This window comes from Mycetocola reblochoni REB411 (genome assembly GCF_900163835.1).
Lineage (GTDB): Bacteria > Actinomycetota > Actinomycetes > Actinomycetales > Microbacteriaceae > Mycetocola_B > Mycetocola_B reblochoni.
On sequence record NZ_FUKR01000006.1, the window covers coordinates 1 to 21,694 of the forward strand.

31 protein-coding genes are annotated in these 21,694 nt (G+C 69.5%); 7 read left to right on the top strand and 24 right to left on the bottom strand.

The features are described 5' to 3' along the window. Positions 1-559, top strand: a 559-nt coding sequence (locus FM119_RS00795; RefSeq protein WP_143822587.1) for a PTS sugar transporter subunit IIA, incomplete at its 5' end; no start/stop codon positions are given. Between the two features lie 44 nt (positions 560-603). Here FM119_RS00795 and FM119_RS00800 read toward each other — a convergent pair. The 24 genes from FM119_RS00800 to rpsJ form a co-directional block, all read right to left on the bottom strand. Continuing rightward, entirely contained in the window at positions 604-1,491 is an 888-nt protein-coding gene (locus FM119_RS00800; RefSeq protein WP_087135795.1) for an aminotransferase class IV, read from the bottom strand. A gap of 114 nt (positions 1,492-1,605) precedes the next feature. Next, complete coding sequence (gene map, locus FM119_RS00805) at positions 1,606-2,433, bottom strand: type I methionyl aminopeptidase (RefSeq protein WP_087135796.1); 828 nt, start codon at positions 2,431-2,433, stop codon at positions 1,606-1,608. Continuing rightward, a complete protein-coding gene (locus FM119_RS00810; protein ID WP_087135797.1) occupies positions 2,430-3,038 on the bottom strand; it encodes an adenylate kinase in 609 nt (202 codons plus the stop codon). The genes map and FM119_RS00810 overlap by 4 nt, the downstream gene beginning before the upstream one ends. Then, the gene (gene secY, locus FM119_RS00815) at positions 3,035-4,357 is read right to left on the bottom strand and encodes a preprotein translocase subunit SecY (protein WP_087135798.1); all 1,323 of its coding nucleotides are present in this window, start codon (positions 4,355-4,357) and stop codon (positions 3,035-3,037) included. Before secY ends, FM119_RS00810 begins: the two co-directional genes overlap by 4 nt. 227 nt (positions 4,358-4,584) lie before the next feature. Beyond that, positions 4,585-5,160 (bottom strand): 50S ribosomal protein L15, encoded by a 576-nt coding sequence (gene rplO, locus FM119_RS00820; RefSeq protein WP_087135799.1) that lies wholly within the window; start codon positions 5,158-5,160, stop codon positions 4,585-4,587. Further along, positions 5,160-5,342 (bottom strand): 50S ribosomal protein L30, encoded by a 183-nt coding sequence (rpmD, locus tag FM119_RS00825; protein WP_179205142.1) that lies wholly within the window; start codon positions 5,340-5,342, stop codon positions 5,160-5,162. Before rpmD ends, rplO begins: the two co-directional genes overlap by 1 nt. Next, a complete protein-coding gene (gene rpsE, locus FM119_RS00830) occupies positions 5,342-6,091 on the bottom strand; it encodes a 30S ribosomal protein S5 (protein ID WP_087135801.1) in 750 nt (249 codons plus the stop codon). The genes rpmD and rpsE overlap by 1 nt, the downstream gene beginning before the upstream one ends. Beyond that, a complete protein-coding gene (gene rplR, locus FM119_RS00835) occupies positions 6,088-6,447 on the bottom strand; it encodes a 50S ribosomal protein L18 (protein WP_087135802.1) in 360 nt (119 codons plus the stop codon). Before rplR ends, rpsE begins: the two co-directional genes overlap by 4 nt. Positions 6,448-6,450: 3 nt before the next feature. Next, positions 6,451-6,987: a 50S ribosomal protein L6 gene (rplF, locus tag FM119_RS00840; RefSeq protein ID WP_087135803.1), complete on the bottom strand. Its 537-nt coding sequence runs from the start codon at positions 6,985-6,987 to the stop codon at positions 6,451-6,453. 6 nt (positions 6,988-6,993) lie between these two features. Next, a complete protein-coding gene (rpsH, locus tag FM119_RS00845; RefSeq protein WP_087135804.1) occupies positions 6,994-7,392 on the bottom strand; it encodes a 30S ribosomal protein S8 in 399 nt (132 codons plus the stop codon). A 182-nt stretch (positions 7,393-7,574) separates the two neighbouring features. Continuing rightward, positions 7,575-8,165, bottom strand: coding sequence for a 50S ribosomal protein L5 (gene rplE / locus FM119_RS00850; RefSeq protein ID WP_087135805.1), 591 nt, complete (start codon positions 8,163-8,165; stop codon positions 7,575-7,577). Further along, a complete protein-coding gene (rplX, locus tag FM119_RS00855) occupies positions 8,165-8,524 on the bottom strand; it encodes a 50S ribosomal protein L24 (RefSeq protein WP_087135806.1) in 360 nt (119 codons plus the stop codon). Before rplX ends, rplE begins: the two co-directional genes overlap by 1 nt. A 2-nt stretch (positions 8,525-8,526) precedes the next feature. Beyond that, positions 8,527-8,895, bottom strand: coding sequence for a 50S ribosomal protein L14 (rplN, locus tag FM119_RS00860; RefSeq protein WP_087135807.1), 369 nt, complete (start codon positions 8,893-8,895; stop codon positions 8,527-8,529). 32 nt (positions 8,896-8,927) lie between these two features. Then, the gene (gene rpsQ, locus FM119_RS00865; RefSeq protein WP_087135808.1) at positions 8,928-9,215 is read right to left on the bottom strand and encodes a 30S ribosomal protein S17; all 288 of its coding nucleotides are present in this window, start codon (positions 9,213-9,215) and stop codon (positions 8,928-8,930) included. 2 nt (positions 9,216-9,217) lie between these two features. Then, positions 9,218-9,544, bottom strand: a complete 327-nt coding sequence (gene rpmC, locus FM119_RS14285; protein WP_087135809.1) for a 50S ribosomal protein L29 — start codon at positions 9,542-9,544, stop codon at positions 9,218-9,220. Beyond that, complete coding sequence (gene rplP, locus FM119_RS00875) at positions 9,544-9,963, bottom strand: 50S ribosomal protein L16 (protein WP_087135810.1); 420 nt, start codon at positions 9,961-9,963, stop codon at positions 9,544-9,546. The genes rpmC and rplP overlap by 1 nt, the downstream gene beginning before the upstream one ends. A gap of 3 nt (positions 9,964-9,966) precedes the next feature. Beyond that, the gene (gene rpsC, locus FM119_RS00880; RefSeq protein ID WP_087135811.1) at positions 9,967-10,719 is read right to left on the bottom strand and encodes a 30S ribosomal protein S3; all 753 of its coding nucleotides are present in this window, start codon (positions 10,717-10,719) and stop codon (positions 9,967-9,969) included. Continuing rightward, a complete protein-coding gene (gene rplV / locus FM119_RS00885; RefSeq protein WP_087135812.1) occupies positions 10,719-11,111 on the bottom strand; it encodes a 50S ribosomal protein L22 in 393 nt (130 codons plus the stop codon). Before rplV ends, rpsC begins: the two co-directional genes overlap by 1 nt. A 25-nt stretch (positions 11,112-11,136) precedes the next feature. After that, complete coding sequence (rpsS, locus tag FM119_RS00890) at positions 11,137-11,418, bottom strand: 30S ribosomal protein S19 (RefSeq protein WP_087135813.1); 282 nt, start codon at positions 11,416-11,418, stop codon at positions 11,137-11,139. Positions 11,419-11,430: 12 nt separating this feature from the next. Continuing rightward, positions 11,431-12,270, bottom strand: coding sequence for a 50S ribosomal protein L2 (rplB, locus tag FM119_RS00895; protein WP_087135814.1), 840 nt, complete (start codon positions 12,268-12,270; stop codon positions 11,431-11,433). A 26-nt stretch (positions 12,271-12,296) separates the two neighbouring features. After that, complete coding sequence (gene rplW, locus FM119_RS00900) at positions 12,297-12,599, bottom strand: 50S ribosomal protein L23 (protein ID WP_087135815.1); 303 nt, start codon at positions 12,597-12,599, stop codon at positions 12,297-12,299. Further along, a complete protein-coding gene (gene rplD / locus FM119_RS00905) occupies positions 12,596-13,246 on the bottom strand; it encodes a 50S ribosomal protein L4 (protein WP_087135816.1) in 651 nt (216 codons plus the stop codon). Before rplD ends, rplW begins: the two co-directional genes overlap by 4 nt. Positions 13,247-13,250: 4 nt before the next feature. Then, positions 13,251-13,907, bottom strand: a complete 657-nt coding sequence (rplC, locus tag FM119_RS00910) for a 50S ribosomal protein L3 (RefSeq protein ID WP_087135817.1) — start codon at positions 13,905-13,907, stop codon at positions 13,251-13,253. A gap of 14 nt (positions 13,908-13,921) precedes the next feature. After that, complete coding sequence (rpsJ, locus tag FM119_RS00915; protein WP_087135818.1) at positions 13,922-14,230, bottom strand: 30S ribosomal protein S10; 309 nt, start codon at positions 14,228-14,230, stop codon at positions 13,922-13,924. 556 nt (positions 14,231-14,786) lie between these two features. On the opposite strand from rpsJ, the gene FM119_RS00920 reads away from it, so the two are divergent. Genes FM119_RS00920 through FM119_RS00945 form a run of 6 tightly spaced genes read left to right on the top strand, consistent with a single transcriptional unit; the run spans position 14,787 to position 21,636 of the window. Further along, positions 14,787-15,452 carry an isochorismatase family protein gene (locus FM119_RS00920; RefSeq protein WP_087135819.1) on the top strand — a complete coding sequence of 222 codons (666 nt, stop codon included), beginning with the start codon at positions 14,787-14,789 and terminating at the stop codon, positions 15,450-15,452. Next, on the top strand, positions 15,449-16,240 hold the full coding sequence (locus FM119_RS00925; protein WP_245827163.1) for an SDR family oxidoreductase: 792 nt from the start codon (positions 15,449-15,451) through the stop codon (positions 16,238-16,240). The genes FM119_RS00920 and FM119_RS00925 overlap by 4 nt, the downstream gene beginning before the upstream one ends. Beyond that, entirely contained in the window at positions 16,237-17,478 is a 1,242-nt protein-coding gene (locus tag FM119_RS00930; protein WP_087135821.1) for an isochorismate synthase, read from the top strand. Before FM119_RS00925 ends, FM119_RS00930 begins: the two co-directional genes overlap by 4 nt. Continuing rightward, entirely contained in the window at positions 17,475-20,576 is a 3,102-nt protein-coding gene (locus FM119_RS00935; protein WP_087135822.1) for a SidA/IucD/PvdA family monooxygenase, read from the top strand. The genes FM119_RS00930 and FM119_RS00935 overlap by 4 nt, the downstream gene beginning before the upstream one ends. Further along, positions 20,573-21,421, top strand: a complete 849-nt coding sequence (locus FM119_RS00940; protein ID WP_087135823.1) for an ABC transporter ATP-binding protein — start codon at positions 20,573-20,575, stop codon at positions 21,419-21,421. The genes FM119_RS00935 and FM119_RS00940 overlap by 4 nt, the downstream gene beginning before the upstream one ends. Continuing rightward, positions 21,418-21,636, top strand: a complete 219-nt coding sequence (locus FM119_RS00945) for a phosphopantetheine-binding protein (protein ID WP_087135824.1) — start codon at positions 21,418-21,420, stop codon at positions 21,634-21,636. The genes FM119_RS00940 and FM119_RS00945 overlap by 4 nt, the downstream gene beginning before the upstream one ends. Positions 21,637-21,694 lie beyond the last annotated feature (58 nt).

Here is a 21,694-nt window from a genome sequence, read left to right on the forward strand (position 1 = left end):
GCCCCGCCCCGGCGTCGTCACTCTTCCGCCGTTCCCCGACCACACCGACTGGGCACGGGTCGCGGACGGCATCGCCCGCGCGCGGACGCGGCGGGCCCGCGACGACCTCATGGCCCAGCTCAGGCAGCGACTACCGCGGGAGCTGTTCGTGCCCGGCTTCGTCGCCGCCGACCGGACCGAGGCGATCCGCAGCCTCGGCTCACTGCTCATCCAGCACGGCATCGTCGACGACGGCTACGTCGCCAGCGCCATCGAGCGGGAGCGGCTCTCGTCCACGCTGTTCGCGGAGGGGCTGGCGGTCCCGCATGCGATGGGGCTCACCGCACGCCGGACGGCGCTCGCGGTCGCCGTGTCTCCAGACGGGGTGCGCTGGGGGGACGACCGGGCCCGCCTCGTGGTGTTCCTGGCGATCAGCCCGACCGACAGGGAGCAGTTCCAGTCGCTGTTCGATCGCCTGGTGGAGCTCTTCGCCGACCCGACCTCGCTCGGCAGGGTCGTCCGCTCCGGTACGGACTACGACGCGTTCCTCTCCCAGATCGAGGACCTGTTCGACGCGTGAGCGTTCTGGAGCTGCCGTCGGCTCCGCTGTCCGCCATCCGCCGTTCAGCGCGCCAGCAGCACCGCGTTGATCCTGTCGGTCAGCTCCGCGTCCTGCGGAACCGGCCGGCCGTCGAGCGCGACGACCGGCACGAGCAGCCGGACGCTGGAGGCCAGCCAGATCGCGTCCGCCTCGGCGAGGGCCGACACGGGAACCGGCTCCGCCGCGGTCTCGACGCGCTCGGCGTCGAGCGCGACGAAGGCGTCGTGCTGGGTCGTGCCGGGGAGCACGCCGGCCTCGACCGCCGGCGTCACGATGCGCCCGCCGATCCGGGCGAGCACGGACGAGGTCGGACCCTCCAGGACGTAACCGTCCGTCGAGGTGTAGATGACGTCCTGGGCGCCCCGCCTGGCCGCCTCGCGCAGCGCAGCCATGTTGGTCGCGTAGGACAGGCTCTTCGCTCCGAGCAGTAGCCATGGCGACTCGCTCGCCGCCGTCGAGCTCACGCCGCGGTCGAGCGTGACCACACGGACGCCGGTGCGCCGCTCCGGTACGGCGCTCGGCGCGGACGACACGGCGATCCAGCCGGTCGGGCGGGGTGAGCCCTCGCGCCCGCGACTGAGCACGAGCTTGAGCACGCCGGTGCGGCCCGCGGGGACGGCTCGCGCCGCGCGATCGAGGGCGTACCGCCACTGCGCCCGGTGCGGACGTGCCAGGTCGAGCAGTTCCGCGGAGCGGACCAGCCGGTCGAGGTGCGCCTCCGACGCCTGGACCCTGCCGTCGACGACCGCGAGGGTCTCGAAGACACCGTCGCCCCTGCTGGCCGCCAGGTCGTCCACCGTCAGCGTGCTCTGCGAGCCGGCGAACTCCGTCACCGACTCCTCCAGCATCGTCTCCGGTGCGCTCACATGCGCGGCAAGGACATCAACCATGAAAACTCGCGTCGCCGTCATAGCCACAAGGATAATCCCGGCAGAGTGAACATCGGCCGGACATGCACGACGTGACGCGTCACCTCGGCGGCATGCCGGCCCCGGCGTCGGTGGGTCGCCCCCGACCCCGGCGCCCTAGGCGATGGGGACGGGCGTGACGCCGAAGGGCGCGAGGCCGGCCGCCCCGCCGTCGACCGCGGTCAGCACCCAGATGCCGTCGCGGTGCACGGCGACGCTGTGCTCCCAGTGGGCGGCGTCGGAGCCGTCCTCCGTCGCCACGGTCCAGTCGTCCTCACGGATGAAGCTGTCGATCGAGCCGCCGACCACCATGGGCTCGATCGCGACGACCAGGCCGGGCTTGACCTCGGGACCGCGCTGCTTGACGCGGTAGTTGAACACCGGGGGCGCCTCGTGCATCGACCGGCCGATGCCGTGGCCGACATAGTCCGTGAGGATGCCGTAGTCGCCGCGCTCACGCACGTAGTCCTCGACGGACTCGCCCACCTCGTTGAGGTGGCGTGCCCTGGCGAGGCGCGCGATCCCCGCCCAGAGGGAGCCCTCCGCCACGTCGGCGAGCCGCTGACGGTCCGCCACGAGCTCGGGCCGCGCCGGGTCGGGCACGACCACGGTGATCGCCGCATCGCCGTTCCAGCCGCCGAGGATGGCGCCCGAGTCGATCGACACGATGTCGCCGGGCTCGAGGACCCTGTCGTTGGGGATTCCGTGGACGATGTCGTCGTTCACGGACGCGCACACGGTGTGCCGGTAGCCGGGCTCGAGCTTGAAGTTGCTCGCCCCTCCCCTGGCGACGATCGCCGCCTCCGCGGCACGGTCGATCTGCAGCGTCGTCGACCCGGCCACGATCAGCTCGCGCGCGGCGGCGAGCGACGCCGCCGTGGCCAGGCCCGGCTCGACCATCAGCCGGAGCTGGGCGGGCGACTTGTAGATCGACTTGCGGATCATACGGAGCGGGGGGTGAGCGAGCGCTCGTCGAGCGCGGCCGCGATCGCCTGCGACACCTCGTCGATGCTGCCCATGCCGTCGACCTCGACGACGAGGCCGCGGTCCCGGTACACGGCGACGATCGGCTCGGTCTGCTCGCGGTAGACGTCCTGCCGGTAGCGGATGACGTCCTCGGTGTCGTCGGCGCGGCCGGAGTCGGCGGCGCGCTTGAGCAGCCGCGCGACGACCTCGTCGGTGTCGGCCGTCAGCAGGACGACCGCGTCGAGGGCCGCTCCGCTCGCGGCGAGCACCTCATCGAGCGCGCGAACCTGGTCGACCGTTCGGGGGTAGCCGTCGAGGAGGAAGCCGCCGACGGCGTCGTCCTGGCCGAGGCGGTCGGCGACGATCTCGTTGGTCAGGGAGTCGGGGACCAGGTTGCCCGCCGAGGTGATCTCCTGGATGCGCTGACCGAGCTCGGTCCCTCCGGCGATGTTGGCGCGGAAGATGTCGCCGGTGGAGATCGCGGGGATGCCGTACCGCTCGGCGATGCGGGCGGCCTGGGTGCCTTTGCCCGCACCGGGCGGGCCGACGATGAGCAGGCGCGTGCCCGCGGGGGTGGTGGTCATCGGAGGAGTCCTTCGTAGTGGCGCTGCTGCAGCTGGGAGTCGATCTGCTTCACGGTCTCGAGCCCGACGCCGACGATGATGAGGATCGACGCGCCGCCGAACGGGAAGTTCTGGTTGGCGGACACCGTGGCGAGGGCGACGAGCGGGATGAGCGCGATGATGCCGAGGTAGAGCGAACCGGGCAGCGTCACACGCGTGAGCACGTAGTCCAGGTACTCGGCGGTCGGGCGTCCGGCGCGGATGCCGGGGATGAAGCCGCCGTAGCGCTTCATGTTGTCCGCCACCTCTTCGGGGTTGAAGGTGATGGCGACGTAGAAGTAGGTGAATCCGATGATCAGCAGGAAGAACACCAGCATGTACAGCGGCGAGTCACCGCTGACCAGGTTGTTGCTCACCCAGGTGACCCACGCGGCCGACTCCTCGCCCGCTGCGGGCTGGTTGAACTGGACGAGCAGCGACGGCAGGAACAGCAGCGAGGAGGCGAAGATCACCGGCACGACGCCGGCCATGTTGACCTTGATCGGGATGTAGGTGTTGTGCCCGCCGTAGGTGCGGCGCCCGACCATCCGCTTGGCGTACTGGACCGGGACGCGACGCTGGGACTGCTCGACGAAGACGACCGCCGCCATGATGACGATCCCGACCGCGATCACCATGAGGAAGGTGTTGAAGCCGCGCGCCTCCTGGATGCCCCAGAGCGCTGCGGGGAACGTCGCGGCGATGGAGGTGAAGATGAGCAGCGACATGCCGTTGCCGACGCCGCGCTCGGTGATGAGCTCGCCGAGCCACATGATGAGGCCGGTGCCGGCGGTCATGGTGATGACGATGAGCAGCAGCGAGTACCAGGAGTCGTCCGTGAGGAGCTGGGTGCACTCGGCGGTCCCGCTCGCACCGAACAGCTGGCCGGAGCGTGCGACCGTGATCAGCGTCGTCGACTGGAGGACACCGAGGAAGATCGTCAGGTAGCGGGTGTACTGCGTCAGCTTCGCCTGGCCGGACTGCCCCTCCTTGTGGAGCGTCTCGAAGTGCGGGATGACCACGCGAAGCAGCTGCGTGATGATCGACGCCGTGATGTACGGCATGATGCCGAGCGCGAAGATCGACAGCTGGAGCAGCGCGCCGCCGGAGAACAGGTTCACCAGCTCGTACAGGCCGGACGCGCCCTGGTTCTGCTGCAGACAGGTCTGCACGTTCTCGAAGTCGACGAACGGCGCGGGGACGAACGAACCGAGACGGTAGAGCACGATGACCCCGAGGGTGAATCCGATCTTCCGACGAAGGTCAGGCGTACGGAAGATCCGCGCGATGGCGCTAAACAAGGAATGGCCTCCTGGTTTGAGAGTCGTGACGACCCCATGTACCGGTGAACGAGAAGCCCTTCAGAAACGGACTCAAGGATCAAATCTACCGGATTGTTACCGCCCTGTGGCAATTCGACGACGATTCGCGTCGTGAACGGTAGGCGAACCCTGACCCGTGCAGGCGCGCCGAACGACGACGACGGGGCCGCCCACCGAAGTGGACGGCCCCGTCGGGCAGCGCGTGGCTACTTGATCGAACCGCCGGCGGCGACGATCTTCTGCTCGGCCGAACCGGAGACCTTGTCGACGGACACGGTCAGCGCAACGCTGATGTCGCCGTCGCCGAGGACCTTGACCAGCTCGTTCTTGCGAACGGCACCCTTGGCGACGAGGTCAGCGGTCGTGACCTCTCCACCGGCGGGGTACAGCTCGGCGAGCTTGGCCAGGTTCACGACCTGGTACTCGACCCGGAACGGGTTCTTGAAGCCGCGCAGCTTCGGCGCACGCATGTGCAGCGGAAGCTGGCCACCGGCGAAGCCGGGGCGGACCTGGTAGCGGGCCTTCGTGCCCTTGGTTCCACGACCCGCGGTCTTACCCTTGGATCCCTCACCACGACCCACGCGGGTCTTGGCCTTCTTGGAACCGGCGGCGGGACGGAGGTGGTGCACCTTCAGGACCTGAACGCGCTCCTCCGACTCGTTGACCGCGGTGGCCTTCGACGAGGCGGCAGCCGTCTTGGCGGGAGCCTTCTTCGCCGGAGCCTTCTTGGCGGGAGCCTTCTTCGGGGCCTCCTCGGTGACGTCCTTCTTGTCGTCAGCCATTAGTCGATCTCCTCAACCTTCACAAGGTGAGCAACAGTGTTGACGTAGCCGCGGTTCTGCGCGTCGTCCGGGCGGATCACGGTCTGACCGATCTTCCGGAGGCCCAGGCTACGCAGCGTGTCGCGCTGGTACTGCTTCTCACTAACTTTGGACTTGACCTGCGTGATCTTCAGGCTTGCCATCAGGCACCTACCTTCGCAGCCGCAGCAGCCTGCGCGGCCTCAGCCTCGGCGCGCACCAGACGGGCGGGGGCGACCTGGTCGAACTCGAGACCGCGACGCGCGGCGACCGCACGGGGCTCCTCGAGCTGCTTCAGGGCCTCGACCGTGGCGTGCACGATGTTGATCGTGTTCGACGAACCGAGCGACTTGCTCAGCACGTCGTGGATGCCCGCGCACTCCAGGACCGCACGGACCGGACCACCGGCGATAACACCGGTACCGGCGACGGCGGGACGCAGCAGGACGACGCCGGCAGCGGCCTCACCCTGGACGGGGTGCGGGATGGTCTTCTCGACGCGCGGGACGCGGAAGAAGTTCTTCTTCGCCTCCTCGACACCCTTCGAGATGGCCAGGGGAACTTCCTTGGCCTTGCCGTAACCGACGCCGACCAGGCCGTTGCCGTCTCCGACGACCACGAGGGCGGTGAAGCTGAAGCGACGACCACCCTTCACGACCTTGGACACACGGTTGATCGTGACGACGCGCTCCAGGAACTGGTTCTTGTCGTCGCGGTCGCCGCCACGGCCACCACGGCCGCCGTCACGGCCGCCACGGCCCTGGCCCTGACCGCCGCGCTCGTTGCGACCGCCGCCACGGCGGTTGTCGCGACCGGCGTCACGGCCGTTCTGGGCGGTACCGGCAGCGGTCTCGACCGGCTTGTCGGCGATCGTCTCGGCAGCCACGTTCTGCTCCTTGTTCTCTTCGCTCACAGGTTCAAACCTCCCTCGCGAGCGCCATCGGCGATCGCAGCGACACGACCGGCGTAGCGGTTGCCGCCACGGTCGAAGACGACCTCGTCGATGCCGGCGCTCTTCGCGCGCTCGGCGACGAGCTCGCCGACCTTCTTGGCCTTTGCGGTCTTGTCACCCTCGAAGCTGCGCAGCTCGGTCTCCATGGTGGAGGCCGATGCGAGGGTGTGGCCCTTGCTGTCGTCGACGAGCTGCACGAAGACGTGACGGCTCGAGCGGTTGACGACCAGGCGCGGACGGATCGAGGTGCCCTCGATCTTCTTGCGGAGACGTGCGTGACGACGCGCGCGTGCCGCGGACTTGGATGTGGTGGCCATGGTCTACTTACCAGCCTTTCCAGCCTTGCGGCGAACGACCTCGCCGGCGTACCGCACACCCTTGCCCTTGTAAGGCTCGGGCTTGCGGATCTTACGAATGTTGGCGGCTGCCTCGCCGACGGCCTGCTTGTCGATGCCGGCGACCGTGAGCTTGTTGTTGCCCTCGACCGTCAGGGTGATGCCTGCGGGCGGGTCGATGAGCACCGGGTGCGAGAAGCCGAGGGCGAACTCGACGCTCTGGCCCTTCTGCTGCACGCGGTAGCCGGTGCCGACGACCTCGAGGCCCTTGGAGTAGCCCTCGGTGACGCCGACGATGTTGTTGGAGATCAGGGTCCTGGTCAGCCCGTGCAGCGAACGCGACTCGCGCTCGTCGTTCGGACGCGAGACGACGACGAGCGTCCCCTCGACCTTGGCCTCGATCGGGCTGGCGACGGTGAGCGCCAGCTCGCCCTTGGGGCCCTTGACGGTGACGACGGAGCCGTCAACGGTCACGGTGACACCCGCGGGAATGCTGATGGGGAGCTTTCCGATACGTGACATGTCGCGTTACCACACGTAGGCGAGGACTTCCCCGCCGACGCCCTTCTTATTGGCCTGCCGGTCCGTGAGGAGCCCGGAGGAGGTGGACAGGATCGCCACGCCCAGACCGCCGAGGACGGTGGGCAGTTCGGTCGAGCGCGCGTAGACGCGGAGACCGGGCTTGGAGACGCGCTTGATGCCCGCAATGGACGACTCGCGGTTGGGGCCGAACTTGAGGTTCAGCGTGAGGGTCTTGCCGACGCGGGCGTCGGTGACCTCGAAGCCGGCGATGTAACCCTCGCTGGTGAGGATCTCGGCGATCTTCGCCTTCAGCTTCGAGTGGGGCATCGACACGGAATCGTGGTGGGCCCCATTGGCGTTACGCAGTCTGGTCAGCATGTCTGCGACCGGATCTGTCATCGTCATAGATGGTTTCCTTCGTTCACCAGGTTTCGACGCCCCGTTACACGAGGGCCGACCTGTGGTGGTCAAGGGGCGGCGGATGCCGCTCCTCCTGCATACAAGTGGCCTGCCGGGCCCGAAGTGATCCGGACCCGGACAGGCAACCTGTACAGCATATATTCAGTTGAACGAAAATCCCAGTTGAATTACTGGGCTGCCTCGTTCGACTTGAACGGGAAGCCGAGCGCCTTGAGCAGCGCGCGACCCTCGTCATCCGTCTTCGCGGTGGTGACGACGGTGATGTCGAAGCCGCGGACACGGTCGATGCGGTCCTGATCGATCTCGTGGAACACGCTCTGCTCGGTCAGACCGAAGGTGTAGTTCCCGTTTCCGTCGAACTGGCGGTCGCTGAGACCACGGAAGTCGCGGATGCGGGGCAGAGCGAGCGAGATCAGGCGGTCCAGGAACTCCCAGGCGCGGTCACCGCGGAGGGTGACGTGCGCGCCGATGGCCTGGCCCTCACGCAGCTTGAACTGCGCGATGGACTTGCGGGCCTTGGTGACCTGGGGCTTCTGACCGGTGATCTTGGTCAGGTCCGTGATGGCACCCTCGATGACCTTCGAGTCACGAGCGGCCTCACCGACACCGGTGTTCACGACGACCTTGACGAGGCCCGGCACCTGGTGCACGTTCGTGAAGCCGAACTGCTCCTTCAGCGCCGAGACGATCTCGGCCTTGTACTTCTGCTTCAGGCGCGGCTGGATCTTGCCAGCCGGCGCGGCAGCGGTGTCCGTCATTAGAGGTCCTTACCTGACTTCTTGGCGTAACGAACGCGGACCGTCTTGCTGACGCCGTCCTTCGTCACCTGCTCGTTGCGGTGGCCGACGCGGGTCGGCTTCTTGGTCTCGGGGTCGACCAGCGCGACGTTCGAGATGTGGATCGGGGCCTCGAAGGTCTCCAGGCCACCGGTGCGCGTGCCGCGCTGGGTCTGACCCTGGCGGACGTGCTTGGTGACGTAGTTGACGCCCTCGACGAGCACGCGGTTGCGCTCGACGAAGACCTCGAGGACCTTGCCCTGCTTGCCACGGTCTCCGCCGCGCTCCTGCTTGGCGCCCGAGATGACCTGAACCAGGTCACCCTTCTTGATCTTTGCCATGACTAGATAACCTCCGGCGCGAGCGAGACGATCTTCATGAATCGCTTGTCGCGCAGCTCGCGGCCGACCGGACCGAAGATACGGGTACCGCGGGGGTCTCCGTCGTTCTTCAGGATAACGGCGGCGTTCTCATCGAACTTGATGTAGGAGCCGTCGGCACGACGGGTCTCCTTCTTGGTGCGAACGATGACGGCCTTGACGACGTCACCCTTCTTGACGTTGCCGCCCGGGATCGCGTCCTTGACGGTCGCGACGATGGTGTCGCCGAGGCCCGCGTAGCGACGGCCGGAGCCGCCGAGGACGCGAATCGTGAGCAGCTCCTTGGCGCCGGTGTTGTCGGCGACCTTGACTCGTGATTCCTGCTGAAGCACTGTTTACTCCTTCTACAAAGTAAGCCGGGGGCTTACTTAGCCTTCTCGAGGATCTCGACCAGGCGCCACCGCTTGGTCGCACTCAGCGGACGGGTCTCGCTGATGACGACCAGGTCGCCACGGCCGGCAGTGTTCTGCTCGTCGTGCGCCTTCACCTTGGTGGTGCGGCGGATGACCTTGCCGTACAGCGGGTGCTTCACGCGGTCCTCGACCTCGACGACGATGGTCTTGTCCATCTTGTCGCTGACGACGTAACCACGACGGGTCTTGCGGTAGCCGCGGACGAGCTCCTCGGCGACCTTCTCGTTGGTCTCAGCCATGGTTACTTGGCCTCCTCAGTCTCGGTCTCGGCTGCCGCGGGAGCGGCGTCCTTGGTCGCGCTCTTCTTGGCCTTGGTCTTCTTCTCGGGGACCGCGGCCGGAGCGGGGGTGGCCCGGATCCCGAGCTCGCGCTCACGGATCACGGTGTAGATGCGGGCGATGTCGCGCTTGACCGCGCGCAGACGTCCGTGGGTCTCGAGCTGGCCGGTGGCCGACTGGAAGCGCAGGTTGAACAGCTCTTCCTTGGCCTTCTTCAGCTCGGACGCCAGACGCTCGTCCTCGAATGTGTCGAGCTCGACAGGGGTGAGCTCCTTGGAACCGATCGCCATTATGCGTCGCCCTCCTCGCGCTTGATGATGCGTGCCTTGAGGGGCAGCTTGTGGATGGCGCGGGTGAGCGCCTCTTTGGCGAGCTGCTCGTCGACGCCGGCGACCTCGAAGAGGACGCGACCCGGCTTGACGTTGGCGACCCACCACTCGGGGGAACCCTTACCGGAACCCATGCGGGTCTCGGCGGGCTTCTTGGTCAGCGGACGGTCGGGGTAGATGTTGATCCACACCTTTCCACCACGCTTGATGTGACGCGTCATGGCGATACGAGCGGACTCGATCTGACGGTTGGTCACGTAGGCGGGGGTCAGTGCCTGGATACCGTACTCACCGAAGGCCACCTTGGTGCCGCCGGTCGCCTGACCGGTTCGCTTGGGGTGGTGCTGCTTGCGGTGCTTGACTCTGCGTGGGATCAGCATTCTTTAGCCTTCCGCTCCTGCCGCGACCGGCTGCTGCTCCTGGCGGGGAGCGCGGCGCGGGCGGTCGCCTCGGTCGCTGCGGCCGGGCTTGCTTGCCTGCTCGCGAGCGAGTTCCTTGTTGGTGATGTCGCCCTTGTAGATCCAGACCTTCACGCCGATGCGGCCGAAGGTGGTCTTGGCCTCGTAGAAGCCGTAGTCGATGTTCGCGCGGAGGGTGTGCAGGGGCACACGGCCTTCGCGGTAGAACTCGCTGCGGCTCATCTCGGCGCCGCCGAGGCGGCCGGAGACCTGGATCCGGACGCCCTTGGCGCCGGCGCGCTGTGCACCCTGCAGGCCCTTGCGCATGGCGCGACGGAACGCGACACGGGCGGAGAGCTGCTCGGCGATGCCCTGCGCGACCAGCTGAGCGTCGGCCTCGGGGTTCTTGACCTCGAGGATGTTCAGCTGGATCTGCTTGCCGGTGAGCTTCTCGAGGTCGGCGCGGATGCGCTCGGCCTCGGCGCCGCGGCGGCCGATGACGATGCCGGGACGGGCCGTGTGGATGTCCACGCGGACGCGGTCACGGGTGCGCTCGATCTCGATGCGCGAGACGCCGGCGCGGTCCAGCTGGGTGGTGAGCAGCGCACGGACCTTGATGTCCTCGGCGACGTAGTCGCTGTAGCGCTGACCGGGCTTCGTGCTGTCCGCGAACCACCGCGACACGTGGTCGGTGGTGATTCCGAGACGGAAGCCGTAGGGGTTGACTTTCTGACCCATTAGTTGCTCGCCTTCTTGCTCGTACGACCGACCACTACCTCGTCCGGAGTGGCAAGCACAACGGTGATGTGGCTCGTGCGCTTGTTGATCCGGAACGCGCGGCCCTGGGCACGCGGCTGGAAACGCTTGAGGGTCGTGCCCTCGTCGACGTATGCCTGAGCGACGTACAGGTCCTGCTCGTCCAGGAAGGTGTTCGCGGCGTCGGCCTTGACCCGGGCGTTCGCGACGGCGGATGCGACGAGCTTGTAGATCGGCTCGCTCGCGCCCTGCTGGGCGAACTTCAGGATGGCAAGCGCCTCCTGGGCCTGACGGCCACGGATGAGGTTAACAACGCGACGAGCCTTCTGGGGGGTGACGCGGATGTGTCGCACACGTGCGATTGACTCCACCATTTCTTCTCCTCCTTACGTCCCCGCCTTAGCGGCGACGGCCCTTCTTGTCGTCCTTCACGTGACCACGGAAGGTGCGGGTCGGGGCAAACTCACCGAGCTTGTGGCCGACCATGGCCTCGGTCACGAAGACCGGGATGTGCTTGCGACCGTCGTGCACGGCGATGGTGTGTCCCAGCATGTTGGGGACGATCATCGAGCGGCGCGACCAGGTCTTGATGACGTTCTTGGAACCGGCTTCGTTCTGAGCAACAACCTTGCGAAGCAGGTGCTCGTCAACGAAGGGGCCCTTCTTAAGACTGCGTGGCATCTTCTACAACTCCTACTTACGCTTCTTGCTGCTGGGACGACGACGAACGATGAGCTTGTCGCTTTCCTTGTTCGGGCGACGGGTACGGCCCTCGGGCTTACCCCAGGGGCTCACCGGGTGACGTCCACCGGACGTGCGACCCTCACCACCACCGTGGGGGTGGTCGACGGGGTTCATCACGACACCACGCACGGTTGGGCGGACGCCCTTCCAGCGCATGCGGCCGGCCTTGCCCCAGTTGATGTTCGACTGCTCGGCGTTGCCGACCTCGCCGATGGTGGCGCGGCAGCGGGCGTCGACGTTGCGGACCTCGCCCGACGGCAGACGGAGCTGCGCGTAGGGACCGTCCTTGGCGACCAGACGCACCGAGGCACCCGCCGAGCGGGCGATCTTGGCGCCGCCGCCGGGCTTGATCTCGATGTTGTGGATGACCGTACCGGTGGGGATGTTCTTCAGCGGCAGGTTGTTGCCCGGCTTGATGTCCGCGCCGGAACCCGACTCGACGACGTCGCCCTGCTTCAGCTTGTTGGGGGCCAGGATGTAGCGCTTGGTCCCGTCGACGTAGTGCAGCAGTGCGATGCGCGCCGTGCGGTTGGGGTCGTACTCGATGTGGGCGACCTTGGCGTTGATGCCGTCCTTGTCGTTGCGACGGAAGTCGATCACGCGGTACTGGCGCTTGTGGCCACCACCGATGTGACGGGTCGTGATGCGACCCTGGTTGTTGCGGCCACCGGTCTTGGGCAGCGGGCGCAGCAGCGACTTCTCGGGCGTCGAGCGCGTGATCTCAGCGAAATCGGCGACGCTCGAGCCGCGACGACCAGGGGTCGTGGGCTTGTAGTTACGAATTGCCATAATCTGTGTCCTCTAGTCCCGGCCGCTTAGCTGGCTGCCGTGAAGATGTCGATGGAACCGGACTTCAGCGAGACGATGGCACGCTTGGTGTCCTTGCGCTTGCCGATGCCGAAGCGGGTGCGACGGGTCTTGCCCTGACGGTTCAGGGTGTTGATCGTCGCGACCTGGACGTTGAAGATCTTCTCGATGGCGAGCTTGATCTCGGTCTTGTTCGCGCGCGGGTCGACCTCGAAGGTGTACTTGCCCTCGTCGATCAGGTTGTAGCTCTTCTCAGAGATGATCGGACGGACGATGACGTCGCGGGGGTCCTTGTCGTGGACGGCGCTCATGCGGAGACCTCTTCCTTCTTCGACTTGGCGGCGACGAATGCCTCGAACGCAGCCTTCGTGAAGACGATGTCGTCGGAGACCAGAACGTCGTACGCGTTCAGCTGGTCGGGGGTCAGGATGTGCACGGTCGGCAGGTTCCTGACCGAGAGCACGCTCGCCTGGTCCTCGCGGTCGACGACCACGAGAACGTGCTTGGACGTGGCGATGCCGGCCAGGAAGGCCGCAGCGGCCTTGGTCTGACGCTCCGCGGCGACGGCGAGCGACTCGACGACGTGCACGCGGGAGCCGCGGGCGCGGTCGCTGAGCGCACCGAGCAGCGCGGCGGCGATCATCTTCTTGGGGGTCCGCTGCGCGTAGCTGCGCGGAACCGGACCGTGGACGATGCCACCACCGGTCATCTGGGGCGCACGGATCGAACCCTGGCGGGCACGACCGGTTCCCTTCTGCTTGAACGGCTTGCGTCCGGCACCGGACACCTCACCGCGACCCTTGGTCTTGTGGGTTCCCTGACGGGCGGCGGCCAGCTGGGCCACGACGACCTGGTGAATCAGGGGAACGTTGGTCTGAACGTCGAACAGCTCCGCGGGGAGGTCGACCGAGCCGGCCTTCTTCCCTGCGGTGTCGATAACGTCGAGCTTGGTAGCCATGGAACTAGGCTCCCTTCACTGCGTTGCGGACGAAAACGAGGCGGCCACGAGCACCGGGAACGGCGCCCTTGACGAGGATGAGGCCCTTCTCGGCGTCAACCGAGTGAACGCGGAGGTTGAGAACGGTGACCCGCTCGCCACCCATGCGGCCGGCCATGCGCATGCCCTTGAAGACACGGCTGGGCGTCGCCGACGCACCGATCGAACCGGGCTTGCGGTGGTTGCGGTGGGCACCGTGGCTGGCGCCGACGCCGGAGAAGTTGTGACGCTTCATGACACCGGCGAAGCCCTTGCCCTTGGAGGTACCGACGACGTCGACCTTCTGGCCAGCCTCGAAGACGCCCTCGACGGTCAGCTCCTGGCCTGCGCTGTAGTCAGCGGCGTCGGCGGTGCGGATCTCGGTGACGTGGCGGCGCGGGGTGACCCCAGCCTTGTCGAAGTGGCCGGCGTCGGGCTTGTTGACCTTGCGCGGGTCGATCTGGCCGGCGGCGATCTGGACGGCGCTGTAGCCGTCGATCTCGGGCGTGCGGACCTGGGTGACCACGTTCGGCGCGACCTGGATCACGGTGACGGGGACAACCTTGTTGTTCTCGTCCCAGACCTGGGTCATTCCGACCTTGGTGCCGAGCAGACCCTTGCTGGTCTTGTTCTGGATAGACATTGTTCCGGGCCCCCTTACAGCTTGATCTCGATGTTGACGTCGGCAGGGAGGTCCAGACGCATGAGCGAGTCGACCGCCTTGGGGGTCGGGTCGACGATGTCGATGACGCGCTTGTGCGTGCGCATCTCGAAGTGCTCGCGGCTGTCCTTGTACTTGTGAGGGGAACGGATCACGCAGACCACGTTCTTCTCGGTGGGAAGCGGCACGGGGCCGACGACGGTCGCGCCCGCACGGGTCACGGTGTCGACGATCTTGCGCGCCGAGGTGTCGATGACCTCGTGGTCGTACGACTTAAGTCGAATGCGGATCTTCTGTCCCGCCATGTGTGACTCACTCTCTGTCTTGCGTCTTACGGTTTCTCGCATTGGACGCGGTTCTGATGTGCGCTCCCCGTCTGGGACGGCTCGCCGCACCTCTATTCATCTGTCAATCCACGTGGTCACCCGCGTGGCCCCACCCGGGCGTCGCCCGTGCGGCGGGAGGGCCCACCGCAGCAGCGTGCTGACGGCACGCATCGAATTGACATCCGATGCTTGTGAGGAGGTGTCCTGCTACCCGCGGCCTAGGGACCGATTGCCCTATGCACTGCCTGGCAGTGAGCCGGCCCACTCGGAAGGGGGCAGACGTGTTGAACCCCCCAAGCTTAGCCGGAGCCGGAAGGCTCGTGCAACCCGGGCGTGTCACTTTTTTCGCCGCGTGTTTCCGGGGCTGTCGCACTCTTCCACCCGAGCGCTTCGCCGGCGACGGCCGACCCTGCTCCGACGGCTTTCCACACGCCCGTCAAACACTCTCGACGGCGGAGGGGCGATCGAGCTAGGGTAGCCTCACCTAACCGAACTGGGGCGACGTCTGCCCCGGGAACGCGCCTGGAGTGACACCGTGCCCCTGCCCCGGATCAGCCCGTACGAGCTGCCGCCCGTCGACACAACCCAGAATCGAACCAGCTGGCGGATCGAGCCCGACCGGGCCGTGCTGCTCGTGCACGACATGCAACGCCACTTCGTCGACGCCTTCGTCGACGCCCCCGAGGCCCAGATCTCCACGGCGATCACCGCGATCCGCGCTCTGCTCCGCCGCTGCAGGGCACAGGGGATCCCCGTCGTGTACACCGCCCAGCCCCCCGGGCAGGACCAGGCCGATCGCGGCCTGCTCACCGATCTCTGGGGGCCAGGCCTGGCCACCCCGGAGTCGGCCCGCATCGTGGACGAGCTCGAACCGGCCGCGAGCGACGACGTCCTGACGAAGTGGCGCTACTCCGCCTTCCACCGCTCCGACCTGGCGCACCGGATGCGTAACCGCCGGCGCGATCAGCTCATCGTGACGGGCGTGTACGCGCACATCGGCTGCCTGACGACCGCGCTCGACGCCTTCATGCAGAACATCGAGGTGTTCTTCGCCGCCGATGCCCAAGCCGACTTCTCTCTCGAGGAGCACGAGATGGCGATCCGCTACGTCGCGGGGCGATGCGGACAGGTGACGACGGCCGCGGGGCTCCTCGACGACCTCGACCCGCAGCCGGCGCAGGCCGCGGGAGCCGCGCTGTGAGCGCCGATCGGCGCCAGGCCATCGTCGTCACGGGTGCCGCGGGCGGAATCGGCTCGGCGATCGTGTCCGCGATCCTCGCCGGGCCCGCCGACCACGGTGCGGCGCGCGTGTACGCCCTGGACGCCCACTGGCCGGACGACGCCCCCGCCGACACGGCCGATCTCGTGCGCCGGCGCATCGACGTGACCGACGAGGAGGCCGTCGCCTCGTTCTTCGACGAGCTCGGCGAGCGCGAGACGCTGCGGGCACTCGTCAACGCCGCGGGGGTGCTCGCCACCGGGCCGGCCGTCGAACTGGATCGGAGGACCCTCGACCGCGTGCTCGCCGTCAACGTCGTCGCCGTGATCGGCGCCTCCCTCGCGGCGGCGCGACTCATGCTCCGTCAGGGGGCGTCGGCGGCGCGGCACAGGGATCGGTCCATCCTCACCGTCGCCTCCAACGCGGGGACGATCCCCCGGGCCGGCTTCGCCGCCTACGGTGCCTCGAAGGCCGCGGCATCGCAGTTCACCCGGAGCCTCGGGCTGGAGCTCGGCCCAGCGGGGATCCGCTGCACCGTGCTCAACCCCGGGACGACCCGCACGGCGATGGTGGAGCGCATGTGGGGCGGCAGGGACAGGAGCGCGGAGGCGATCGCGGGCGACCCGGCGCTCTTCCGCGCCGGAATCCCGCTCGGACGCGTCGCCGAGCCGGAGGACATCGCCTCCGTCGCGGCGTTCCTGATCGGGGACGGAGCACGTCACATCACCGCGGAGGAGATCACCGTCGACGGGGGTGCGACCGCACGATGAGCCCGAGCAGCATCCCCCCCCTCCTCAGCCGGACGACCCCGACGGCGGACGAGCGCCGCGGAACCCCCGGGCCCGGCCACGGGTCGGAGGCGACCGGCGACGGGACGACGGACGTCGGTCCGGCGCAGCTGCAGTTCTCCTCCGGGCCGTGGACGCTCCGGGCCCGGGGCGGACGGACGATCACGCCCGCCTTCGGGGCCGACCCGGCCGAGACGGCCAGGACGATCATGGCCGGGCTGGCGCGGCAGGCCGAACGGACGGGCGGCTCCCCCATCGTCTGCGGTCTGATCCCCTTCGAGCTGGACCGGCCGGCACTGCTGCACGTGACCGACGACGCCGTGTTCACCCCGCGTTCGGTCCCGCCGGACGCGGAGCCGAGCGCCGCAGGCGGGGCCCCGCTCGCGGCCGCACCCGCCCCCGCCGCCGTGCCCGACTCCCCCCGCTACCGGGACATCGTGGCGCGGGCGATCCGCGCGATCGACGCCGGACGGCTCGACAAGGTCGTGCTCGCCCGCACGATGGACGTCGCCGCTCCGGATGACATGGACGCCGACGAGCTCACCCGGGTGCTGCTCGAGCGACTCGCGGCCGCCGACCCCCTGGCCGACGTGTTCGCCGCACGGCTGCCTGACGGCGGCACCTGGCTGGGCGCCAGCCCCGAGGTCGTCGCCGACGTGCACGACCGTTCCTTCGTCACCCACCCGCTCGCCGGCTCCCGCCCGCGATCGGACTCCTCCGAGCCCGCCCCGGCGTTCGACGGGGTGGACAAGGACGCGCGCGAGCACGCGCACGTCGTGGAGCACATCAGGGACGCGCTGAGCCCGCTGGTCGAGGCGCTCGAGGTGCCGCCGACGCCGACGGTCATGGCCACCGACCGCATGTGGCACCTCGGCACCCGGATCACCGCGCGCCTCCGGCCGGGCGTCTCGGCCCTGGAGGCGGCGGTCACACTCCACCCGACACCGGCGGTGTGCGGCGTGCCGACCGCGGCCGCGGCGGAGGCCATCAGCCGGCTCGAAGATCGGCCGCGCGGCTTCTACTCCGGACTGGTCGGCTGGACGGACGCCGACGGGAACGGCCGCTGGTCCCTCGTGCTGCGCGCGGCACTGCTGGCCGACGGCCACCTCACGCTGCACGCCGGCGCGGGCATCGTGGCCGGGTCCGACCCCGCCGAGGAGCACGCGGAGACGGCGGCGAAGTTCGGCACCGTTCTCGGTGCACTGAAAGGAACGCGATGACACCCACCACGGACCGGACCCGGCCGTCGGACGGCGCCCCCCTCCACGACGCGGGCGACCAGGATTACCTCCGCCATCCCGCGACGGCGGCCGCGCGCTACCTCGCCGACGGCCTGTGGGGCACGTCGACGATCGACGAGCTGCTGCTCGCGCCGGGGCTGCGCGCAGGGGCCGACGCCCCCGCGGTCACCGCGGACGGCCGGACGGTGAGCCACGCCGAGCTGGGCACGCTCGTCGACGCCGCGGCGGGTGCGCTCGCCGACGCCGGCGTCGAGCGAGGCACCCGGCTCGTCCTGCACCTGCCGAACGGTCTCGACGTCATCGTCCTGACGATCGCCCTGCTCCGTATGGGCGCCGTGCCGGCCTTCGCGCTTCCGGCGCACCGGGCAAGCGAGATCGTGCACGTGGCACGGACCGCGCGTGCGAGCGTGCACCTGCTCGGCGAGCTCCCCGGCCTCGACGCGCGCTCGGGCGAGCGCCTGCGCACCGAGACCGCCGCCGGAGCGCCGGGGATCGTCACGCTGGACTGGCCGACAGGGCTCTGCCTGCGACTCGCGGAGCAGCGGCGCGCGCCCTCCCCGCCCGCGGCGACCGTCGCCCCCGGCACGGGCGATGCCTCCGCGCTGGCGTTCTTCCAGCTCTCCGGCGGCACGACGGGACCGTCGAAGCTCATCCCCCGCGCCCACAGGGAGTACGCGTACTCGTTCCTGCGCAGCACCGAGGTCTGCGGCTTCGACTCCTCGACCGTGCTGCTGCCGGCCATCCCCCTGACGCACAACTTCCCGATGTCGTCGCCGGGCTGGATGGGTGTGCTGGCCGTCGGCGGCCACGTCGTCGTGCCGTCCGCGCCCGATGCCGTGACCGTCGGGGCGGCGATCACGGAGCACGGCGTCACGCACGTGCAGGCCGTCCCTCCCCTCGTGCACAGCTGGCTGGACGCGGAGTCCTTCCCCCGGCGGGCGCTGACACGGATTCTCGTCGGGGGCGCCCGGCTGGCGCCGAGCATCGCGCGGCGCGTGCACCGCGAGCTCGCACCGCTGCAGCAGGTGTACGGCATGGCCGAGGGGCTGGTCTGCTACACCCCGCTCGAGGCGGAGGAGGAGCTGATCGTCCGGACGCAGGGCCGTCCGATGTCGCCGGCGGACCGGGTCAGGGTGGTCGATGCCGACGGCGCCGAGGTGCCGCCGGGGACACCCGGCGAGCTGCAGGTCGCCGGTCCGTACACGATCCCGGCGTACTACCGCGCGGGAGCGGCGGGCGAGGCGTCGTTCTGCGCGGACGGCCACTACCGGACCGGCGACATCGTCACGCGCACCGCCGAGGGCGACCTGACGGTCGTCGGCCGGGTGAAAGAGCAGATCAATCGCGGCGGCGAGAAGGTGGCGCCCGCCGAGGTGGAGTCGGCGCTGCTGCGCCACCCCGGCGTGGCCGATGTCTGCGTCCGCGGCATCGAGGACGAGGTCCTCGGCGAGCGCGTCGAAGCGTACGTCGTCGCCAAGCCGGACGCCGACGGCGTCGACACGCGGACGCTGCGGCGCCACCTCAGGGACGCCTCGCTGGCCGACTTCAAGATCCCCGCCCGCTTCCACCTCGTCGACCGCTTGCCGCAGACCGCCGTCGGCAAGATCGACCGGCGGGCGACCGGCGGGGACGGTGACGCGGCGAGCACTGTGGACGCGACCGCGGGCAGCACGACCGCGGCATCCGGACGGTCCGCCGACGGGGCCGACACCGAGGTGGACGTCGAGGAGGTCGACGTACTCGGGATCGGCTTCGGGCCGGCGAACATGGCCGTCGCCGCCGCGCTGCGCGACGTGCCCCGGGACCGCGCACCGCGCGCGCTGTTCCTCGACGCCGCCGACGGGCCCGGCTGGCACACGGGGATGCTCCTGCCGGGCGCGAGCCTGCAGGTGTCCTTCGCCAAGGACCTCGTGACCTTCCGCAACCCGCGCTCGGAGCTGAGCTTCCTCAACTTCCTCGTCGAGCAGGGCCGCATCCACGACTTCTTCAACCGGGGCAGCACCGCGCCGCTCCGGGCCGAGTTCGCCGCCTACCTGCGCTGGGCGGCGGAGCGGCTCGGCGACAGCGTGCGCTACGGCCACCGGGTGGAGTCCGTCGAGCCCGTCGTCGAGGGCGGTACGATCGTCGGCTACCTGGTCCGGGCCGCCACCGCCGGGGGCCCGCGCCTGTTCCGTGCGCGGGACGTGGTCGCCGCCGCGGGGCTGCGCGCGCACACGCCCGCGGAGTTCGGCTCGCACCCGCGGCTGCTGCACTCGTCACGGTACCTGCACGAGATCGACGACATCCCCGTCGACGCCCGCCGCGAGGGCGGGCCGCAGCTCGTCGTCATCGGCGGGGGCCAGTCGGCGGCGGAGGTCGCCCTCGACCTGCGGACGCGCCACCCCTCCGCGACGGTGCACCTCGTGCACTCCCGCTTCGGCCTCATCCCCTCCGACGCGACGCCGTACGCGAACCGCATCTTCGACCACGACGCGGTCGACCGGCTCTTCGACGCCCCCGCCCCCGTCAGGGAGCGCCTGGACGCGGAGCACCGCAACACCAACTACTCGGTCGTGCACGAGAACACGCTTCAGGAGCTGTACGACACCGAGTACGCGGACAGCTGGGCCGGCCGGCGGCGGCTCGTGATCCACGACGCCTCCCGCATCGCCCGGGTCGGCGCGCGGACGGACGACGCGGACGGGACCGGCCTGCTCACGGTCGACATCGAGCACGAGCTCGACGGGGGCGGCACGAGTGTCGCCGCCGACGTCGTCGTGGCCGCGACCGGATACCGCGCCTTCGACCCCTCCGAGTTGCTCGGCGCCTCGGCCGCGTCCCTCGTCCGCGACGCGGCCGGCCGGCCGGTGGCCGAGCGCGACTACGCGCTGCGCTGGCGGTGCCCCGCCGAGGGACGGTTGTTCTCGCTCGGCTCCAGCGGTCACCAGCACGGGATCTCGACGACGCTGCTGTCCGGGGTGGCGCTGCGGGCGGGCGAGGTCGTCGACACCCTGCTCGTGGCACCGGACGCCGCGTCAGCACACGGGCGAGCGGACGGGCACGGGAGCGCCGCACGCGAGCGGGTGGAGGCACGATGAGCACGTCGACGCCCCTCGCGTCGTCGGCCCCCGACGGCGGAGCCACGATCGCCTGCCGATCGCTGTCGGCGAGCTACGACGGCGAGACCGCCGCGCTGGCCGAGGTGACGCTCGAGCTGCCGCGCGGCCGGTTCACCGCCGTCATCGGCCCGAACGGCAGCGGCAAGTCGACGCTGCTGTCCTGCCTGGCCCGGCAGATGCCGCACACCGGAAGCGTCCTGCTCGACGGTGCGGAGGCCGGCACGATCCCGCGCAAGGCCTTCGCCCGCCGGGTGGCGTTCCTGCCGCAGTCCCCCACGGCGCCGGACGGCGTCATCGTGCGCGGGCTGGTCGAGCGCGGCAGGGGTCCGCACCGCTCCCCCTTCGCTCCGCTGCGCGCCGCCGACCACGCCGCCGTCGACGCGGCCCTGTCGCGGCTCGGGCTGGACGAGCTCGCGGACCGGCCGCTCTCCTCACTCTCCGGCGGCCAGCGGCAGCGGGCCTGGATCGCACTCGTGCTCGCCCAGGACGCGCCCGTGCTGCTGCTGGACGAGCCGACGGCGTTCCTCGACCTGGCCCACCAGGCGGCGCTGCTCGAGCTGGCGCGCTCCCTCGCCGGGGAGGGCAGGACCATCGTCGCGGTGCTGCACGACCTCAATCTCGCCACGGCCTTCGCCGACGAGATCGTCGTCCTCGGCGGCGGAGGCGTCCGCGCCCAGGGCGCCCCGGCGGAGGTGGTGACGCCCGCGCTTCTCGGCGAGGTCTTCGCGCTCCACTCGGACGTGATCGACGACCCCGTGACGGGCGCCCCCGTCATCCTCCCCCGACCGGCCGCCACGGCCGGAGCCGAAAGGACACCCTCATGATCCGCGCAGCCGACGTCCTCGAGCAGCTCCGGCTGGCCTCCGGCCTGGACTCCGTCGACCCCGCCGAGGAGCTGTTCGACCTCGGGATCGACTCCGTCCGGCTCATGCGGCTGACGGAGGGCTGGCGCGCCGAGCGGCCGTCCCTCGACTTCGCCGCCGTCGCCGGTGCGGGCACCGTCGCCGAGCTGCTCGACGTGCTCGGCGCCGAGCGCTGACCCGCCGCCGCACCAGCCGCGACAAGCGCGACCGGCTCGACCGGCGCAACCGACCCGC

Excerpts from the sequence above, each read along its gene's own strand:
- rplX (WP_087135806.1), bottom strand. The coding sequence starts at position 8,524 with ATGGCAAAGATCAAGAAGGGTGACCTGGTTCAGGTCATCTCGGGCGCC.
- rplO (WP_087135799.1), bottom strand. The coding sequence starts at position 5,160 with ATGGCTGACGACAAGAAGGACGTCACCGAGGAGGCCCCGAAGAAGGCT.
- rplD (WP_087135816.1), bottom strand. The coding sequence starts at position 13,246 with ATGGCTACCAAGCTCGACGTTATCGACACCGCAGGGAAGAAGGCCGGC.
- rplP (WP_087135810.1), bottom strand. The coding sequence starts at position 9,963 with ATGCTGATCCCACGCAGAGTCAAGCACCGCAAGCAGCACCACCCCAAG.
- rpsH (WP_087135804.1), bottom strand. The coding sequence starts at position 7,392 with ATGACGATGACAGATCCGGTCGCAGACATGCTGACCAGACTGCGTAAC.
- rplB (WP_087135814.1), bottom strand. The coding sequence starts at position 12,270 with ATGGCAATTCGTAACTACAAGCCCACGACCCCTGGTCGTCGCGGCTCG.
- rplR (WP_087135802.1), bottom strand. The coding sequence starts at position 6,447 with ATGGCCACCACATCCAAGTCCGCGGCACGCGCGCGTCGTCACGCACGT.
- FM119_RS00930 (WP_087135821.1), top strand. The coding sequence starts at position 16,237 with ATGAGCCCGAGCAGCATCCCCCCCCTCCTCAGCCGGACGACCCCGACG.
- rpsS (WP_087135813.1), bottom strand. The coding sequence starts at position 11,418 with ATGCCACGCAGTCTTAAGAAGGGCCCCTTCGTTGACGAGCACCTGCTT.
- FM119_RS00810 (WP_087135797.1), bottom strand. The coding sequence starts at position 3,038 with ATGACCACCACCCCCGCGGGCACGCGCCTGCTCATCGTCGGCCCGCCC.
- rpmC (WP_087135809.1), bottom strand. The coding sequence starts at position 9,544 with ATGGCGATCGGTTCCAAGGAGCTCACCCCTGTCGAGCTCGACACATTC.
- rpsC (WP_087135811.1), bottom strand. The coding sequence starts at position 10,719 with ATGGGTCAGAAAGTCAACCCCTACGGCTTCCGTCTCGGAATCACCACC.
- rplV (WP_087135812.1), bottom strand. The coding sequence starts at position 11,111 with ATGGTGGAGTCAATCGCACGTGTGCGACACATCCGCGTCACCCCCCAG.
- rplE (WP_087135805.1), bottom strand. The coding sequence starts at position 8,165 with ATGACGGACACCGCTGCCGCGCCGGCTGGCAAGATCCAGCCGCGCCTG.
- FM119_RS00940 (WP_087135823.1), top strand. The coding sequence starts at position 20,573 with ATGAGCACGTCGACGCCCCTCGCGTCGTCGGCCCCCGACGGCGGAGCC.
- FM119_RS00800 (WP_087135795.1), bottom strand. The coding sequence starts at position 1,491 with ATGACGGCGACGCGAGTTTTCATGGTTGATGTCCTTGCCGCGCATGTG.
- rplC (WP_087135817.1), bottom strand. The coding sequence starts at position 13,907 with ATGTCTATCCAGAACAAGACCAGCAAGGGTCTGCTCGGCACCAAGGTC.
- FM119_RS00945 (WP_087135824.1), top strand. The coding sequence starts at position 21,418 with ATGATCCGCGCAGCCGACGTCCTCGAGCAGCTCCGGCTGGCCTCCGGC.
- rpsQ (WP_087135808.1), bottom strand. The coding sequence starts at position 9,215 with ATGGCTGAGACCAACGAGAAGGTCGCCGAGGAGCTCGTCCGCGGCTAC.
- map (WP_087135796.1), bottom strand. The coding sequence starts at position 2,433 with ATGATCCGCAAGTCGATCTACAAGTCGCCCGCCCAGCTCCGGCTGATG.
- rpmD (WP_179205142.1), bottom strand. The coding sequence starts at position 5,342 with ATGGCAAGCCTGAAGATCACGCAGGTCAAGTCCAAAGTTAGTGAGAAG.
- rplW (WP_087135815.1), bottom strand. The coding sequence starts at position 12,599 with ATGAGCGCCGTCCACGACAAGGACCCCCGCGACGTCATCGTCCGTCCG.
- rpsJ (WP_087135818.1), bottom strand. The coding sequence starts at position 14,230 with ATGGCGGGACAGAAGATCCGCATTCGACTTAAGTCGTACGACCACGAG.
- FM119_RS00935 (WP_087135822.1), top strand. The coding sequence starts at position 17,475 with ATGACACCCACCACGGACCGGACCCGGCCGTCGGACGGCGCCCCCCTC.
- rplF (WP_087135803.1), bottom strand. The coding sequence starts at position 6,987 with ATGTCACGTATCGGAAAGCTCCCCATCAGCATTCCCGCGGGTGTCACC.